The organism is Pseudonocardia sp. Ae331_Ps2, assembly GCF_001932405.1.
GTDB lineage: Bacteria > Actinomycetota > Actinomycetes > Mycobacteriales > Pseudonocardiaceae > Pseudonocardia.
Genome location: NZ_MCIM01000001.1, coordinates 870,622 through 889,237, shown reverse-complemented (window position 1 = coordinate 889,237; position 18,616 = coordinate 870,622). Strand labels below are relative to the sequence as shown.

Genomic DNA, 18,616 nt, shown 5'->3' with positions numbered 1-18,616 from the left:
TCGACATGTGTAAGGACCATCGCCCACGCCCCGATGCGGTGGGCCGGGAATCCGGAGGACGGAAATGGCCCAGCAGAACACGAAGGCCAATGCGGCAGTCATCGAGCAGGTCGCGGCCCGGCACGAGCAGACCGGCTCGACGCTCATGAGTCTCGTCAGTCGCTCGGCCGGCACCGTTGAGGGTCTGCTCGGTACCAAGAACAGCGCGCTCGGTGTGGCGACGAACCAGGCGTGGGACGACCTGGTGACCTTCGCCCAGCGCAACCAGCAGGAGCTGCAGCATCTCGCCACCGGTATGCGGGAGACCGCCCGCGAGAACATCGCTCAGGACGAGGCCGGCGCCCAGGGCATTCCGCAGGGCACCAACTGATCTGAGCACGTCACCGTTCGTCGTCACCGTCGAAGGAGATCCGTCGTGGACCACATCAAGTACGAGTACGAGAACATCAGCGAGGCGGTGTCCGAGATGAAGCGGACCGCTGGGTCGATGCTGGAGGAGACCGAGTCGCTCAAGCGCGAGGTGAACCAGCTCGTCGGGGCCCCGGACGACTACACCGGTCAGTCGGCCTCCGCCTACGACGGCAAGGCCGTGGAGCTCTCGCGGCAGCTGCAGGCCAAGATCGAGCACCTGAACGAGCTCCACCGGATGGTCCAGCAGGGCGCCGAGGACGTGCAGCTCCAGGACCGTGCGGGCGCGGGCAGGTTCTGACGACTCGGCCGGTGTCACCCCGGACCGGGGTGACACCGGCCGGTCTCCGCTGCGAGGAACGGAGCAGAGATGGCTGAGGACACGAAGGTCGACCGGACGGCCATCGAGGATGCCGCGGGCAAGCTCGGCAAGCTGATGGACGACATGAAGGCGTTCACCGATCTCGACCCGCACTGGCCGGACGCGGGCAAGTTCTCCGTGGCCCAGTACGTCGAGCGGCGGGTCGACGACCGGCGCAACGCCGTGATCGACTACGCGAAGCGGCTGAAGACGATCCTGGACGCGATGGAGCCCTCGCTGAAGGACGTGTCGAAGCTGCTCACGGAGGTCGACTCCGACAGCGCCGCCGCGGTCGGCAAGCGCATCGACCAGCTTCGCGCCGACGCGGACAAGCAGATCGTCGACCGCGCCAACGAGATCGAGCACGAGCAGCACAACTTCACCACCGGCGACGAGTCGGAGGCGAGCAACACCTCCGACGGCGACGGCTACGACGACACCCAGGGCCAGATCATCACCGGTGTGCCCAAGGGCGAGGAGGGCGTGGGCAGCGTCCCGAAGGACGAGGTGCTCAACGCCCCGAGCCAGACCGAGGACACCGACCAGGACACCACTGATGAGGAGTTCCTGGACGAGTACAAGAAGGACAAACCCGGCTCCTGATCCCGGTCTCCGCCGCGCTGTCACCGCATTCCCGAGAGGACACCCAGGACCATGGTCGATCAGACACGCGTCGACGTCGGCGCCGTCACCGCATCTGCCGACGCGGTCGGTGCTCTGCTGCCCCCGAGCTCGGCCTCCCGGGACCGGCTCGGCGCGGACTGGTCGCCCTCGGGGCCGTTCGCGGCGGCGCAGCAGCTCGACGCGGTGACCGATGCGCGCACCCGGGAGCTGCTCGACCACGTCACCGCTCTCCGCACCGAGCTCGGGGAGTTCGGCGGCGCCCTCGCCGACACCGCCCGCAACCTGGTCGAGACCGACGTCGTCTCCGGTACGCGGGTGACCGACCTGCCCGGTGACGAGGTCGTCGATGCCTGACGCCGACGACCCGGACGCGTTCGGCCTCGCCGGACAGGACACCGCACCCCCGCCGGCGTTCGACGCCGCGGACTTCAAGACCTGGACGACGTTGCAGTTCCAGGTCGAGGGCATCGCGCCCCAGGAGGGTCAGTCGCCCGCCCCGGCGGCGTGGAAGAAGTTCGGCGACCAGTTCCAGACCGCCACCGAGCGTCTCCAGTCGATCAACGACGACGTCGCGAAGCTGGTCAAGCAGGTCGACGAGGCGCTGGAGGGGCAGGCCGGATCGGCCTTCCAGGACTACGCGAACGGCGTGCTGAAGGAGAGCAAGGCCTTCGCCGCGGTCCTGGCGGACAAGAAGTACGCCGACACCGTCCGCGGCATCGGCACCGACATCGCCGCGTTCCGCGACAAGTGGTGGGAGACGGTCCAGCAGAGTTGGAAGGACCGTCGCGCGGCCCAGGACAAGGTGCGGGCGAAGGCCATCTCGGCCGTGACGCTCGCCGCGGCGGTGGGGGACACGTCCCTGATCGCCGATGTCGTGCAGACGTACAAGAACGTGGTCCGCCGCATCGAGAACGAGTACGAGGACAAGCTCGTCAAGGAGCTCCAGAAGCAGCTGGGCGGGCTGGCGGACGACTACTCGACGGCGGCCAAGGACATGGCTTCGCTGGACATCGTGCGTGGCGAGAAGGCGCAGGGGTCGAAGTCGGCCGTCGCCAAGCTCGACAAGGACGACGACAAGAAGGACGGCGACAAGGACAAGGACAAGGACAAGGACGACGATGAGGTCGAAAGGGACAGGCACGACGACAAGTACAAGGACGAGGACGACGAGGGCAAGGACGGCGGCACGGACGGGGAGAAGTCTCCGGCCGTCGAGGAGCTGGAGGAACGCGTCGACGAGCTGGAGGAGCGGGTCGAGAAACTGGAGTCCGGCGGCGAGGGCACCGGTGGCTTGGGCGACGACCTCGGCGACGGCTCTGGCTCTGGCTCTGGTGAGGGCTCCGGTACCGGCGGGGGCACGGGCGGTGGCACGGGCTCCGGCGGTGGGAGCGGAGGCGGCGACTCCGCCCGCGACAAGGCCCTGAACGACGCCAAGAACGCGGCCGGCAAGGCGATCGACGATCTGGCCGGTGGTGGCGCCACCGGCGGGGGACCGGGCAGTGGTACCGGTGGGGGCCCCGGTTCCGGCTCCGGGGAGAAGGGCGGCTCCGGCGGAGGCGTCCCGGCCCCCGAGATCCCGGATCTGTCCACCGAGTCGCCGGGCGGCGGCGCCGCGGACGGCACCGGGGGCGGGACCGGCGGCGGGACCGGCGGCGGTGGCACGGACCCGCAGCGTCAGGCCGCGCTCGACCAGGCGAAGAAGGCAGCCGGAGAGGCGATCGACGACCTCCGCGGCGGGGGCTCCGACCCGACCCGGGACTCGGCTCTCGAGGACGCGAAGAACGCCGCGAACCGTGCGATCGACGACCTGGCGGGCGGCGCCGGTGGCCCCGGCGACGGTTCGTCCGGCGGTGGCCTGCCGGGATCGGGCGGTGGCCTGCCGGGATCGGGTGGTGGCACGCCCGGATCGGGGACGGGCGGCGGGGCGAAGTCACCGTCGTCGGGCGGCGGCAGCGGGTCCGGGGCGGAGGCAGCCAAGCGCGACCAGGCCCTGGAGGACGCGAAGAAGGCCGCGAACGAGGCCATCGACGATCTGCAGAATCCGGTGTCCGAGGGCGGCTCCGGCGACGGGAGCGGCTCGGACACGGGGAGCGGTTCTGACACGGGGAGCGGCTCCGACACGGGGAGCGGTTCCGGCGGGGCGAGCAGCGATCCCACGCGCGACCAGGCGATGGAGGACGCGAAGTCGGCCGCCCAGAAGGCGATCGACGAGCTGCGTACCGACGACCCGGCCCGCAACGAGGCACTCGACCAGGCCAAGGAGGCCGCGAACAAGGCCATCGACGACATGGGCCGCGAGGGCGACACGGCGCTGAACCCCGGCGACCGCGGCCTGCTCGACCAGGCACACGGGGCGGCCAACAAGGCACTCGCCGAGCTGGGAGCGGACGCCACGCCGGAGGAGCGGCGGGCGGCCGTCGAGAAGGCGATCGACGACCTGGGCAACCCCACCGGCGACCCGCACCGCCAGGCCGTCCTGGACGAGCTGAAGGACACGGCGACCGACGCCCTGGGCGACGATCCGCACGGCCGGACCTCGGACGCGATGGACAAGGCGTTCGAGGCGCTCGGTCAGGACGCGGCCGACAAGACCGGCCTCGGCGGCGACGCCGGGGGCAGCACGGCGAGCGAGGGCGGCGGCTCCGGCAGTGGCAGCTCGGTGACGCCGCCGGATCTGCCGTCGGCGTCGGAGCTGATGGGCGAGGACGGCAGCGGCGGTGGTGCGGGCGACGGTTCCGGCGACGGTGCCGGGAGTGGCCCGGGAGGCGGCTCCGGCAGTGGCAGCTCGGTGACGCCGCCGGATCTGCCGTCGGCGTCGGAGCTGATGGGCGAGGACGGTACCGGCGGTGGCGCGGGCGGCGGCTCGGGCGACGGCGCCGGTGGTGCCGGGGGTGGTCTCGGCGGTGGTGCAGGTGGCGGCCCGGGTTCCCTCGACCCGAGCCACGCACAGTTCGACACCGACGTCGCGTCCGAACGTGGCTTCAGCACCCCACCCGGTGGGATCCCGAACGGGCAGGTCCTGCCCGCCGCCAACGGCGGTGCCGCCGGTCCGATGGGTGGCGGCATGCCGATGGGTGGCATGCCCATGGGTGGCGCCGGGATGTCGCCGCAGGGCATGGGACAGGAGCGCGAGCGCGAGCCGCACACCTGGCTGCAGGCCGAGGGCGGGATCTGGGACGAGGACACCGACCACCTCGCGCCCGGTGTGATCGGACGGACCTGACCGTGACCGCCCCCGTCCCACCGGTGGACGCCGGTTTCGACGCGGTCGTCGCCCAGCTGCTCGCGGCCGACCCGGACGTGCTGTATCGGCGGGCGGCCGCGGTCGACGCGGTCGTCGCCGAGCTGGAGACGGCCCGCGACGGCCTGCGCCGCGAGACCCACCGCGTCCAGGAGGTGATGCTCGGCGCGACCGCCGACGGGTTCGTCGCCGAGTCCGCGGCGAAGGCGGCCGCGATGGAACGGTCACTGGACGCCGTCCGGAGCTGGTCGCCCGCGCTGCGCCGCGCGGCCGACGAGCTCGCCCGTGCCCGCAGCGCGGCGCAGTCGTTGCGTGAACAGCGCGCCGCCTGGGCCGGGCACCCGCAGGCAGCCGAGGTCGAGGAGACCTTCGCCGCGGCGGCCCGGGCCGAGCTGGCCCGCGTGGAGACCGTGCTCGGCGCCGCCGGCGGCACACAGCAGCCGATCGCGGCGGTGCCGGGATCGGTGCCCGCCGGCGGCACCACGGCGACGCCGACGTCGGCCACCGCACGGCCACAGCCGACGGTGGTCACCGCGATGCAGCAGACCTCGCCGGCCCCCACGGCCGGGATCCCGGGGCTGACCGCACCCGGCCCGGAGGCGGCCGGCGTCCGTGCGGCCTCGGTTCAGGCGACCCCGACCCCGGCGACCGTCGGCGCGGTACCGGAGGGCACGCCCGCGGCGCCGGGCGAGGTGGCGTTCGCTCCGGCGGCGTTCGCACTCGGTGGTCAGGCGCTCGGTGCCCCGGCCGCCGCTCCGGCCGCGGCGGTTCCCAGCGGCACGCTGCAGTCCGCTCCGGTGCTCGCCGCGCGGGCCCCGACCGTGGCCCCGTCGGGGGTGCTGGGACGCCCGACCGAGACCGGCCGGGCGGTCACGCCGGCGACGGTCACCGTGCCGGACGGCACCCGGACGGCTCCGGCCACGCAGGAGCCCGTCGCGCCCGTGCGGTCGCTCGGGGCCGTCGTCCCGGGCTCGTCCGCCCAGAGCGACGCCGCGATGCCGGGCGGCGTCGTCGGGATGGCCACCGGCGGGGTGCTCGGACGCGGCGGGACCGAAGGCCGGACCCCGGCCGGGACGGCTCCGTCCCCGGCGGTGGAGCGGACCGACGCGACCCGTCGCGGGTCGGAGCGCGCGACCGGCGCGGAGACGGTCGATGCCGTGGCGGTGCCGCAGCTCGAGGCACCGCGGACCGCGGGGGTGTCCGCCTCCTCCACGACCCCGGAGCGGGTCCGTCCGGACCTGGGCCCGGTGCCGTCGGCGCCGGCTCCGTCGTCCTCGCTTCCCGCGTCGTCCGGGGGAGCGGCGACCCGGATGCCGACCCTTCCGGTCACCGGCGACACGGCGGCCATCGCGACGCTGCCGGTCACCACCCCCACCCCGGACCCCCGCAGCGGCGGTCGCCTCCCCCTCGGCCCGGCCGGCGCCGACGTGGGAACGCCCGGCGCCGGGCCGACGGGGGCCCCGTTCATGCCGATGGGTGCCGGGATGGCCGGCGGGATGAACCAGAACGACGACCGCACCCGCGAGACCTCGCTGACCGCTGATCCCAGCAACTGGCGCGACGACGGCGTACCGGGCGTGCTGGGCCGAACCTGAGTCCCGCACCCGCCCGACCACACGAGGAGGAGACACCCATGAGCGACGCCACCGACCACGAGGCCTACTACGCCAGGCGGCTCGACGAGTCCTTCGACCAGCTCGAGCAGGAACGTGCGCGGGTCGGCGAGGTCAGCCGGGTGTGGAAGGAGGAGCAGACGACGGTCGTCGCCAAGGACCGGTCGTTCACCATGACCTTCGACGGCCGTGGTGACCTCACCGACCTCAGCTTCCACGGCACCCGGTACCGCTCGCTGGCACCCACCGAGCTCGCGCACCTGATCGTCGCGACGCTGCAGTCCGGGCGGTTGCAGGCCCTGGAGCGCACCGCGGCGATCGTCCAGGAGGGCGGCGGCGCGGACGGGCTGGACCTGGTCGGACTCGCGACCGGCAAGGTCGACCCCGCCGAGATGATCGAGTCCCTGATGGGTTCGATGTTCGCCGAGATGGGCGTCGAGGACCCGACCCGGGGTGAGCGTCGTGGCCGATGAGACCTACGTCGACCTCCCCGGCGTCCGGCGCAACGCCGACGGGGTGCGTCGCATCCGCAGCGACCTGGCGGGCCCGTTGGAGCGTCTGAACGCACTCAGCGCGCAGTACGAGGGCTGCTGGGGCAGCGACGACATCGGCAAGGCCTTCGGGGAGAAGTACTCGCCGGACTCGACCGAGGCCCGCGCCGGCGTCGGCGAGACGACCGAGGTGCTCGACCTCTACGCCGACAACCTCGAGATCTCGGCGGAGAACCTGACGCGGCTCGACGAGGACAACGGCTCGCACGTCCCGCCGATGCCCGACGCGAGATGACCACCCGCACCGACCCGTGCGGGCCCGCACCTGCGGGTGGGGCGTGGACGCCCGCGTAGTGCCCACCGGCGCCGAGGAGCCCGCAGCGGACCCGTCCGCCGGCCCGGAGGCGGCCCGACCCGACCCCGCCCGGCGGCAGCGCCGGGGCATCGCACCACCCGGAACGAGGAAGGAGGGATCCCTGCGATGGCAGGACAAGGCGGATCGACCGAGCTGCCCGACTCCCTCCAGAAGTTCTTCAAGGTCACCCTCGGGATGGAGTGGCCGGAGGGCAACGAGGGCAACCTCCGAGAGCTGAGCGCAGCATGGGCCGACCTCGCGGCCGCGCTCGAGCGGGCCGCGCTCGATGCGCGGCGGTCCGGTGACGCGCTCGACGACGTCCTGCGCGGTGACACCGGCGCCGCGAACGCGAAGCTCATCGGCGAGGACTACGCCGCCAGCCTCACCGAGCTGGCCAACGGCGCCGACGAGTTCCGGAAGGCGACGAAGAACGCCGCCGCGGACATCCAAAAGGGCAAGATCATGCTGGTCGTGATGGCCGCGATGACCCTCGCGGCCGTCATCGAACTGCTCGTGTCGCTGTTCGGGGCGATCTTCGTCCCGGCCGTCCTCGCCGCGGCCCGGGTCACTTTGTGGGCGCTGCTGCGGCAGATGGTCAAGCAGATGATCCAGGCGGTCGCGCGGCTGGGGTTGAACAAGGCGTCCGCCCAGACGTTGCTGCGGGGGATCTCGAAGGCGCTCGCCGAGGCGACCAAGCGGGCGGCGCTCTACGGGGCGGGCGGCGCCGGGCTCATGGCCGGCCTCGACGGTCTCATCCAGGTCGGGCAGAACAGCGCGGGTGGCCGCGAGGGCTACGACCTCGACTCCATCGGGCACAGCGCGATCGGTGGTGCGATCGGCGGGGCCGGCGCCGGGCTCGCGCGCGCGGCGGCCGGCGGCGTCCGCAGCTGGAGCAACAGCGCGATGCGCAACCTCAACCGGGCGCGCCGGCCGGAAACCCCGCCCCTGCAGCTCGCCCGCCACGTCCGCGCGTTCGGCATCCTCGGCTACGCCGGCGCACAGATCATGACGGCGCCTGCGTCCGGTGCGGTCATCAACGCGGTGTTCGGGGAGGACTCCAACCCGTTCTTCGGCGCCATCGGCGCGCTCGGCGGAATGCGCAGCCGGCCCGGTGGCGACTTCGGGATCGCCGCGAGCAAGTTCCCCGCACTGAGCCCGACCTCGCTGCTGGACCACATGAAGAAGGAGGGGCTGGGGCCCTCCGCGACCCCGCCGCCCTGGATGGCCTCCGGTGGCCCGGGAGCCGGCGTCACCACCCCCACGACGTTCGACGGAGGGGGGCCGCCGACCGGGCCCCAGCTCGCCGACGACGGGACGACGACCCGCGGCGACGACGGGGACTCCTCGCCGTCGACGCGGTCCCCGGAGCAGGGGGTGGGGGACCGTCCGCCGCTGGTGATCCCGTCGGCGCCGACGGTGGGGACCCCCCTCTCCGCGGTGCCGGAGTCCTCGTCCCCGGGGGCCGTCACCGGATCGTCCGCGGCGTCCTCCCAGCCGTGGAGCTCGGCCGCGGGTGCCCGACCGGAACCGGTGTTCTCGTCCGCTCCGCCGTCCCCTGCGCCGTCCTCTGCGTCGTCCGTGGTCGACCCCGACGCGTCGTCCCCGGCCGGGAGCAGTGCGGCCGGGAGCAGCGCGGCGGGGAGCAGCGCCGCGGGCAGCACTGCGGCTGAGAACAGCGCCGCGGGGAACAGCGCCGCGGGGAACAGCGCCGCCGGGAACGATGCCGCCGGGAACGCGACGGGCAGCGCGGCCGGCGGCGATCCGGCGGGCCGTGGTGCCGCGGGGATCGACTCGGCCGGTGGCACCGCTGCGGGCAGCGCAGCGGCCGGGAACCCGACGGGTGGCGATCGGACGGGCGGCGCCTCCACGAGTGGCCCCGACACGGGTACCGACGCGGCAGCCGGGAACGGCACCCGCGGCAGCGACACGACGGGCGGGGCGATTCCCCGGGCCGACGTGACGGCCGGCGGGACGTCCGGAGGCGACGCGGCCGGTGGCGGCGTGCTCGGCGCTGAGCCCGGTCTCGGCGACACCGGGCTCGGCGGTGCGCACGGCTCCACCACGGAGCTCGGCAGCACCCCCGGCGGCAACGCGGAGTTCGGCAGTACCTCCGGCGGAGATGCGGCGAGCTCCGCCACGCCCGGCGGCAGTGTGGCGGGCTCCGCCACCCCCGGCGGCAGTGTGGCGGGCTCCGCCACGCCCGGCGGCAGTGTGGCGGGCTCCGCCACGCCCGGCGGGATCGTGGCGGGTGTCGCCACGCCCGGCGGCACCACAGCGAGCTCTGCCGCGTCCGGCGGGAGCGCGGCGGGTTCTGCCACGCCCGGCGGAAGCGCGGCGGGCTCCGCCACGCCCGGCGCCACCACGGCGAACGGGAGCTCCACGGGCGGCGGGGCGGCGGGCAACACCCCGCCCGGGAGCAGCTCGAACGCCCACGGGACGACCCCTGAAACGGCGGTCGGAGGTTCCGCGGAGACCCCGACCCCCGCGTCGGTCAGCGAGGGCCGTGGGGAGAGCACCTCCCCCCGGGACGCCGTCGTCGAGGGTGAGGGTTCCGGCCGCGGTGCCGAGACGCCCGGCGCCGTCGGAACGGTGCGGCCGGATGGTGGTGCCACGCCGGGCGCGGTCTCCACCGGCGACGGTCCGCCCACCCCCGGCATCGCCCGGGACGTCGACACGACCCGCCCGACCGAGCCCACGCCGGCCACCCGCGACACGACGACCGACTCCCCCGGTGGTGTGTCCCGGGAGCCGGTCCCTGGTGCGCAGACCACGAGGGGGGACTCCGGAGGCACCGCGGCCCCGAGCGGCCCCGAGGCGTCTCCGCCCCGGAGCGCCGACGACAGCGGGGGCCGTGCGGTGGACGGCTCCGTCCTGTCCGCGCCGACGTCCGTCACGGCGGTGACGCCGCAGCCCACGACGTCGGGCGGCGGCCGCGACGCCGTCGCGCCGTCCGGTGGCGGCCGGGACGCCACGACGTCGTCCGGTGGCGGGAGGGACACCGCGTCGTCGTCCGGCGGGGGACGCACCGACACCACTGCGACCGGCACCGGGTCCGGGGCGGGCACCTCCCGTTCCGGTCGTCCGGGGCTGTCGGTCGAGACCGCGGCCGGGGACGGGCGCACCGTCGGGGGCGGGTCCACCGCCCCCACACCGACGAGTGGCGGCCGCGGCGGCGATCCCGTCACCGCCGACGGGTCCCGTGCCGGGGACGGCCCCCGGGACGAGGTGTCCCCGGTCGGCCCGGTCGACGGGGACCGGGCCACGTGGGAGACCTCGGGATCCCCCTTCGCCACCGACGACGTGTCCCCGCTCGTCGAGCGCGGTGAGTCCCCGGTCCTGCCGGCGACCGTGTCGCACACGCCGACCAGCGGCACACCCCCGACGACCAGCACGCCGGCCGCGGCCGGCAGCACGCCGCCGGCGACGAGCAGCGTCCCCCCGACGAGCAGCACGCCCCCTCGGGTCCCCACCCCGGTCCCGTCCGGGGCGACACCGGCCCCGCCCGCACCGGTGTCTGCAGCGTCCTCGGCCACCCCGGCCACGACGGCCGGTCCGGCCACGACGTCCACCGCGACCCGCACCGACGGCGCCCCGCCGGCCGCGGTACGCACCGGCACGGACACCACGGCGCGGACGGGAGATCCCTCGTCCGGCGAGCACCGCACGACCACCTCCCGTACCCCGGACGGGGAGTCCCGCGGCACCGAGTCGCGCCCGGCGACGTCGGCCGGCCGCACGCGCACCCGCGACGAGGAGGACTCCGCGGTCGTCCTGCCGGTGCCGGCCCCCCATCCCGCCGACGTCGGTCCGCCCGCCCCACGCAGCGGCGACGACGGGGGACGGTCCGCATCGCTACGCCCGGAGCACGGCGCGCCGGTCACGCCGGTCGGCTTCCGTGAGTTCAGCAGCGCGGTCGGTGAGGACGCCCGCGGCCCGATCCGTGACGCCACCGACGCGTTCGTCCGCGACGTCCTGACCACACCCCCGGACCGCCCGGCCCGTGCCATGACGATCACCGGCCACGGCAACGGGTCGATGCGCCGCATGCCCTGGTCGGTCGACGGCACCTCCACCGGACGGGCCCGCGCCGAGGCCGTGCGGGCGGTCGTCCTGGAGCGGCTCGACGAGCTCGCGAGGGAGGGTGGCCTGGGCGGCCGGGAGCCCTCCGAGTTCCGCGTCCTGGTACGAGCGGACGCGACGCCGCTCACGTCCGGGGCGCTGCGCGACACGAACCGGGTCGCGATCATCGACTACACCACCGACGACGTCGCCGGCACCCGGTCGGAGAGCACGGTGACGTTCGGCTCCGGCCAGCACCGCCCCGATCCGGGGGCCGACGCCGACATCGTCGCGCTCGCGGGACAGATCCGCGAACGCCTCCGCGGCGGCGGCTCGGTCCGGGCGGAGATCATCGGTGACGGCACCGGCCGTCCGGCGCAGCGGCTGGCGCACCACGGCGGGGCACTGATCGAGTCGTCCGGCCGGGTGGCCAAGACCCGGCTCGGCAGTGCCGAGAAGTGGGCCCGCGACCTGGTCAGCCACCCCGCCGACGACCCCCGTCCCCCCAGCCGGTGGGTGGTCCGGCCGCCGTCGCCCGGGCCCGAGGCGCTCCTGGAGCAACGGCGTGTCGCCGGCCGGGAGCGGGCCGGCAACGTCGCCGAGCGGCTCCGCGAGCTGCTCGGCCCGCAGGCCGACCGCGTCCACATCGCGACCCGGGCCGCCGTCGACACCCCGGACGGCTCGGTCCCGGAGCCGTCGCGGACGGTGCGGGCCGTCGTCGAGCAGGACGCGGCGCGCCGGCCCGAGACGCTCGGACGCCGCGATCCCGGCGAGGACCTCGCGCCCCCGCGCGACCGTGACGGGCTTCGTGACGGGCTCCGTGACCTCGAACGGGACAGCGCCCGCGACGGCGACGGGAGCGACAGTGGGCGGAGCGACAGCGGGCGGAGCGACAGTGACCTGAGCGATGCCGCCCTGAGCGACGCCGCCCTCGCCGCCGCGCCCGTCCACATCCCGTTCGCCGAGGGCTCCCACCGGATCGCCCACAGCCACCGCGCGGCGGTCGACCGTGCCACCGATGCGTGGATCGCCGACGTCGTCGCCGCCCGCAGGGCAGGGGGCCCGACGCCCGCGCTGGTGGTCACCGGGCACGGCAACGGGTCACGTGAGGTCGTGCGGCCGTGGGCCGACCGCACCGGCGCCGAGGTCACCGGCCGTGACCGGGCCCGCTCGGTGCACGACGTCGTCGAGCAGCGCCTGGCCGAGCGGCTGCGCACCGACCGGCCCGGTGGTCTCACCCGCGAGGACTTCCGCATCGTGTCCGCCGGCAGCGCGCTCCCGCCCACCCCGGACGCGCCCGCCGAGCAGCGCCGCGTCGCCGTCATCGAGCAGCGCGCCGACGACGTCACCCGCACCGACTCGGTGCACGACGTCGCCTTCGACTCCCACGTCACCCGCCTCGGCGACGATGCCCGCCGTGACCTCACGACCTTGGCCGGCGAGGTCCGCGAACGCGCCCGCCTGGCCGCCGAGGCCGGGGAGCCCCCGCCGCGGGTGGAGCTGGTCGGCGACGGGATGGGCCACCGCGCCGACCGCCTCCGCGGCGGTGCGGAGTCCCTCGTCGGTCGGGCCGACACCGACCGGGCCGGGCGTCCCCGCAACGACGTGGCCCAGCGGCTGGCGACGGGCCGGGCGCGGGCACTGGCCGCGGCCGTGTTCCTGCGCGGGCAGCTCGCCGATGTCCCCGGGGTGCGGATCGTGCATCGCGCCGCGGTCGACGCACCGGACGGTGTCGTGCCCCGGCCGAGCCGCGGCGTGCAGGCGCACGTCGACGCGCCGGTGCCGCGCACCGTCATGGGCGACCCGCAGGGCCGTCACCTGCAGGACGTGCCCCGCCGGGTGCACGTCCCGTTGCTGGGCGGCCGGTTCACCGCCGACGTCCGCCGCGCGCTGGACCTGTGGATCGCCAGGACCGGCGACCCCTCCGCAGTACATGTGTGGGCCGACGCCCCCGGTCGTCCCGGTGGCCTCTCGGACATGGCCCGGCGCCGCCTGACCGAGCTCGGGGTCACGGTCCGTGACATCTCCACCGACCTCCCGTCCGGCACCCGTGCCACCGACCGGATCCTCCACCACCGGGTGCGCACCGGGTCCTTCACCGGTGTCGGCACGGACGTCGCGCTGTCGGTCATCCACTCCGAGGGTGGGATCTGGGCCGACCCGGCCGTGCGCGCCACCGGCGACGGCCCACCCGCTCCGCTCCCGGCGACGATGCCGCGCATGCCCGCCGGCGTCACCGACGGGGAACCGCTGTTCCCGCTGCTCACCGGCCATGTCGACGGCCTTGCGGGGCCCGGCACCGGACTGTTCGTCGCGCCTCCGGGCTCGGCGTTGCTGCAGACCCTGCTCAACTCCGACCGGCTCGGCGAGGACGGGTTCCTCACCGGCCGCCTGCAGGAGCACCTCGACGGGCGCCCGGTGGACCTGACGGCGCGGGCCGACCGCGGCACCGAGGCCGACCTGCGCACCGACCTCGGCGCCGGCCGGTTCCGGGTCGACGACCACGTCCTGTCGCCGTGGACCGGCCGTGACGTGCCCGCCCCGGCCGCCGCCTCCCGCTCGATGCTGCGGGTGCAGTCGGTGGGCCCACAGCAGCGGCAGGCCGTGGCGGACCTCATCGCGTCGATGGTCCCGGGTGCATCGGCACGCCGGTCGGGGACGGCGACGTCCGCGCAGCTCGACGCACTGCTCACCCACCGGCCGTCGGCGCTGCACCAGGGGCTGCCCTTCGACGTCGAGATCGGCGGCCGCCGCTACGAGGCCGTCGTCGCCATCGACCACGTCCCCGGACGGCGGGCCGAGGGGCCCGATCCCGCCGCGCCGAAGACCGACGGCACCGAGCAGATCCGGCGCGGCACCGACAACCTCGTCGAGGGCCGCTACGACGACAGCAGCCGGGCCGTCCCGATCGCCGGTTCCGGTGGGTCGCTCGCCGGGTACGGCGGCGCCGCGATCACCGCGTCCGGGGGCGACACCGTCGGCCACCGGACCCGCAAGACGGTCAACAACGATGTCGGCTACGACGCCAAGCACACCCCGGCCGCCGACGTCCCGGTCCGCTTCACGGTCACCGTGCGCGACGAGTCCGGCGCCGTCGTCGGGCCCGGGCCGCGTGCCCTGGACGGCACCGCCACCGGGTGGTTCGACGAACCGAAACCGAACCCCGGCGCCCGCCCCGCCGTCGAGCTCGGTCCCGCCGCCGGCCCGGCGCTGTCCAACGCGGCCGTCCTCGACGTCCGCGGGGCCGGCCCCGACGCGGTCCTCGCTGCATTGGCCGACCAGCTCCCGCCCGGGTTGCTGCGCCCCGACTCGCCGGGCCGCAACCGGCTGGTGCACTTCCTCTCCGACAACAACCTGGCCCACCACTACGAGCGCTTCACCACGGGCTGGGTGCGCTCGGACGAGCTGCGCAACCCCGGTGGACCACCGGTCTACGTCGAGTCCCGGCTGGTGCCGAAGAAGGGGTCGTGGCTGGCCGAGCTCGACGGCAAGACCACCAAGCAGCAGCGCATCGACTGGGGTGTCGAAGGCAGCAGCAGCTCGCGGCTCGGCGTGTCCGGGGAGCTGCGCGGGGGCTGGCGGTTCATCCCGAAGCTGGCCTTCCTGCACCTGGGCCCGTACCTCGGGGTGGGGTGGCAGCGCAGCCGTGGGTGGGCGGCCACCCACATCGGAGCCTCCCGGCGCAACGTCGACCAGAGCTCCCTGGGCGCCTACGACGTCGAGTTCGTCCGCGAGACCAGGGTGCGGTGGGGGTCCACCAGCGCCGTCGCGCCACCGGCCCGGACACCGGTGGAGCTGGTGCTCGCCGACTCCCCGCACAACGCCCGCGACGCCGGCCTGCCCGTCACCGACGCCGTCCGCGACGCCCGCAACACCGACCGCCGGACCGACACCCTCCCGCCCTACCTGGCCGCGGGCCTGGGCATCGGCCGGGCACACGTGCACTCCCTCGGCGACGCACCGACCCGGCTGCGGGAGCGGATCGACCAGATCATCGCCTCGGTGGGCGGCCCGTTCGCCGACCTCGCCGACGGCGACGGCAGCCACCGTGTGTCGACGAGCAGCTCGACGGTCCGCGACCTCGGTGAGACCTGGCGGATGCTCGACCACAACACCACCCAGACAGTGCTGGGAAGCAGCGCCGACTCCCTCTACGACGGCGGCGTCGACCTCGTGCTCGCGCGCGACCGCTTCCGCCGCACCGAGTACCTGCACCTGAGGATCAGCGCCGAGATGCGCGACGTCGGCGACGAGGGCCCGCTGTCCGGGATCAGCGTCAAGACCAGCGCCGGCAACCGCACCGAGTCCGTCAGCGGCGCCGGAACCGGGATCGAGGGCTCGCTGGGCCTGCGGGCCGGACTGGGGTTCGAGGCCGGCGTGGCCTACCCGGGCCTGGGAGGACGGGCCTCGGCCGCCCTCGGCCACAGCGACAGCGGTGCCGGCGGCACCATCACCGGTCGTCGCGCGGTCGCCGGTCCTGCCGGCCCCTCGCACCGGGTCACCGGCCAGAACGTCTACACGATCACCGCGGAGCGGTTCAGCGAGACCAACGCGCTCGGGCGGCTCACCGGCATCGGGGCACCCGGTCGGCACGTGAGCCCCAGGACACCGGTGGCGCTGCCCGACAACGCCGCGCCGATCCGGGAGCCCTTCGCGCTGGACGTGCCGGTCGACGAGATGCTCACGCCGGGCACACCGCCCGAGGCCCAGCGCATCCGGAGCCGCCCGCGGATCACCATGGACAGTCCCGTCGGCCCCCGGCAACGGGACTTCGCGCAGACCCTGCTGGCCGACAGCACGTTCACCTGGATCGGCGGGGTCAAGGAACGCCGCACCGCCGCCGAGGCCGCGCTGGCCGCCGCCGCCGGGGGCGACGCGGTGCTGGGCCGCCGCGGGACGGAGGACGGCCGCGCGCTGGAAGCCGTCCTGGCCCCGCAGCGGGTGTCCAACGACCGCGGGGTCACCGAACGCGGAATCGCCACGCCCGAGCAGGTGCACAAGCGGCGCTGGCGGGACCGGAGGGGCACCGTCGTGTCCACGCTGGGCCTCTACGACCTGAGGGTCGTCGACGTGCGGCACTCGCCGTCCACCGAGCGGGCCCGCAGCGAGGTCGTCTACGGCGGCTACCTGGCCTCCGGCTCCTCCTCGAACGCCCGGGGCGCCCAGGCCCGCGGGGGATTCGAGGTGAACGACTCGTCGCTGACCGCCCAGGAGCTGGAACGGTCCTCGCGGTACCCGACGGGGTCGGGCGGGATCTACGGCGGCTACCAGGTCGGCGCCCGCGAGACCGAGGCCCGGGCGACCCTCGGCGCGCGGGAGACGTTCAACGACGGGTCCGGCGGCAGGTCGTTCGTCGTGAAGGCCCGTGGCGTGGTCACCCATCGGGCGACGTCCTGGGAGAGCAACCAGCTCCTCGACACCGTGCACACCCCCACCCGCCGGACGGCGACCCGCTACGTCGACCTGCCCGACCACGTGTTCCTCTCCGTCGGAGAGGAACAGATGCGGGCGTGGGGGCTGCTCCCGGCGGAGGAGAACCGCCCGCACCAGGCCCCGGTGGACCTGCAGGTGCCGCCGACGCTGCGCGGTGACGACCCCGTCGGCGGGCTGGGCTGGCCGACCGACGACGGGCTGCGTGCCCCCCTGGGGGACATCGAGCGGCAGCTCCGGAGGCACTTCGCGGGCCGGCTCGACGCCGAGGACGTCGCGCTGATCGCCGAGCGCCTCACCGATCCGCAGCGGGGTGTCTCCGCAGCCGACCTGAAGGGGCTGCACAGCAGCCTCGGCGGGGACGGGGTGCCGCTCGCCGCCTCCCGGCGGGGCTTCTTCGTCCACCACGACCTGTCCGCGCACCTGTCGTTCGTGCCGGACACCGCGCCGGGCGCCACCCGCGTCGAGCAGGTCGTCCACGACGGACACGCGCCCAAGGTCGAGCAGTACCTCGCCGACCAGGTGTCGTCGACGTCGGCGCACACCTCCGGACCGGTCGCGCAGGTCGGCGGCGCACTCGGCGGCCGCGGCGGCAGCGGGGGCGAGGACCCGTACTACGGCGGCGGCTCCGGTGGGCTGGGTGCGTCCTCGTCGCGGACCGACACGCACACCGACACCACGGCCGACACCGTCCGCGGGTGGCGCTTCCTCGGCTACGACGGGCCCACCGCGATCATCGGGCAGACCGGTCGCCTCGCGCTGACCGTCGCCCGCGACGGCGAGACCATCCCCGGGCCGACGTCGGCGCCGTTCACGCTCCGGCACCGCGTACCCGCGGCCTTCCTGTCCTCGCTGCCGGACCTTCCGCAGCCGCCGCCGGACCAGACCCGCCCCGCCGCCCCCGGCGGTGACGCGCCGCGGATCGACCCGGACACGACGATGGGCACCGTCCGCACTGACGGCGTCGCGATCAGCCGCGCTGTGCAGGACCACCTCGCGACGGTGGACGTGCCGGACGCGTTCCGCCGGCCCGGCGAACCGGGCCGCCACCAGCTCGACGTGCTGTTCTCGCCCGAGCACCTGGACTCCTGGATCCCGTCGATGCTGAAGGGCCCGGCGACGTTCCCGCCGGTCGTGCACCCCACGCAGGTGGGGGTGACGCTGACCCCGCGGATCTCGGTGACCCCGTCGTCCCTGCACACCGACGGGGTGTCCGCTGCGCTGACCCTCGGCGCCGAGTCCAACCTCCACATCGGGAACCAGACCGCCTCGTCGCAGAGCCACTCCGGTGACGTCGTCGGCTCGGTCATCGGCGAGGGCCGTGACGTCGGCAGCAGCCGCGGTGACGCGCGCGCCGAGGGTGCGGCGGGCGCCGCGACCAGCAACCGCGGCGGTCAGGCCCCGTTGGCCGCCCGCGAGCACGAGACGAAGCTCGGTGATCCCGTCCGGCTGCTCGGCGGCCGGTTCGAGTACCGGGTCGACCTGGAGCTGAACCGGCCGGGCCGGGCGCCGCAGACGTTCACGGTGCCGACGGTGACCGGCCGCGGGATGCAGCTCTTCCTGGCCGAACGGCACGCCGCGGACCTGCTCGGCCCGATGCCCGAGACGGTGCGCACCGCGATGGAGCAGGAGAAGGCCCGCGCCGGGGAGTGGCGGACCGCCGACGCCGCCCTGGTGGAGCTGCAGCGTCGCAACGACCAGCTGTGGCTCGACGCCGGTCCCCGCGGTCGCGCGACCCTCGCCCGGGACCGAGCCACCGAGATCGCGGCGATCGACGCCGACCGCCGGGCCGCCGCCACCCGGTTCGAGGAGGCGGCCCGGGCCTGGGCACGGGCCAAGACCGACCTCGACCGCCGCGTCCGTGAATGGGTGAGCCCCGGTACCGGCCGCGACGATGCCGTCCCGCCCCCGCCCGTGCGTCCGGCCCCGCCACCCCCTCCGGACCGCCCGGCCCCGCCGGTCCCTGCGCCGGCCCGGGACGTCCCGCCGCCCGCACCGACACGTGCTGCCCCTCCGCCGCCGAGCGATGCGCCG

General features: G+C 75.2%; 8 protein-coding genes. All 8 read left to right on the top strand.

Features of this window, described 5'->3' with window-relative positions:
- Nucleotides 1-64: 64 nt before the first annotated feature.
- The 8 genes from Ae331Ps2_RS04170 (at nt 65) to Ae331Ps2_RS04135 (ending at nt 7,033) form a co-directional block, all read left to right on the top strand.
- Complete coding sequence (locus Ae331Ps2_RS04170; RefSeq protein WP_075310569.1) at nt 65-370, top strand: hypothetical protein; 306 nt, start codon at nt 65-67, stop codon at nt 368-370.
- Nucleotides 371-415: 45 nt separating this feature from the next.
- Nucleotides 416-709, top strand: coding sequence for a WXG100 family type VII secretion target (locus Ae331Ps2_RS04165; protein ID WP_075310571.1), 294 nt, complete (start codon nt 416-418; stop codon nt 707-709).
- 69 nt (nt 710-778) lie between these two features.
- Nucleotides 779-1,372, top strand: coding sequence for a hypothetical protein (locus tag Ae331Ps2_RS04160; protein ID WP_075329688.1), 594 nt, complete (start codon nt 779-781; stop codon nt 1,370-1,372).
- A 51-nt stretch (nt 1,373-1,423) separates the two neighbouring features.
- On the top strand, nt 1,424-1,747 hold the full coding sequence (locus Ae331Ps2_RS04155) for a hypothetical protein (RefSeq protein WP_075310575.1): 324 nt from the start codon (nt 1,424-1,426) through the stop codon (nt 1,745-1,747).
- A complete protein-coding gene (locus Ae331Ps2_RS33820) occupies nt 1,740-4,616 on the top strand; it encodes a hypothetical protein (protein WP_075310577.1) in 2,877 nt (958 codons plus the stop codon). Before Ae331Ps2_RS04155 ends, Ae331Ps2_RS33820 begins: the two co-directional genes overlap by 8 nt.
- Before the next feature lie 2 nt (nt 4,617-4,618).
- On the top strand, nt 4,619-6,229 hold the full coding sequence (locus Ae331Ps2_RS04145; protein ID WP_075310579.1) for a hypothetical protein: 1,611 nt from the start codon (nt 4,619-4,621) through the stop codon (nt 6,227-6,229).
- A 38-nt stretch (nt 6,230-6,267) separates the two neighbouring features.
- Nucleotides 6,268-6,720: a hypothetical protein gene (locus tag Ae331Ps2_RS04140; RefSeq protein WP_020625943.1), complete on the top strand. Its 453-nt coding sequence runs from the start codon at nt 6,268-6,270 to the stop codon at nt 6,718-6,720.
- Nucleotides 6,710-7,033 carry a hypothetical protein gene (locus tag Ae331Ps2_RS04135; RefSeq protein ID WP_075550168.1) on the top strand — a complete coding sequence of 108 codons (324 nt, stop codon included), beginning with the start codon at nt 6,710-6,712 and terminating at the stop codon, nt 7,031-7,033. The genes Ae331Ps2_RS04140 and Ae331Ps2_RS04135 overlap by 11 nt, the downstream gene beginning before the upstream one ends.
- The last annotated feature ends 11,583 nt before the right edge of the window (nt 7,034-18,616 follow it).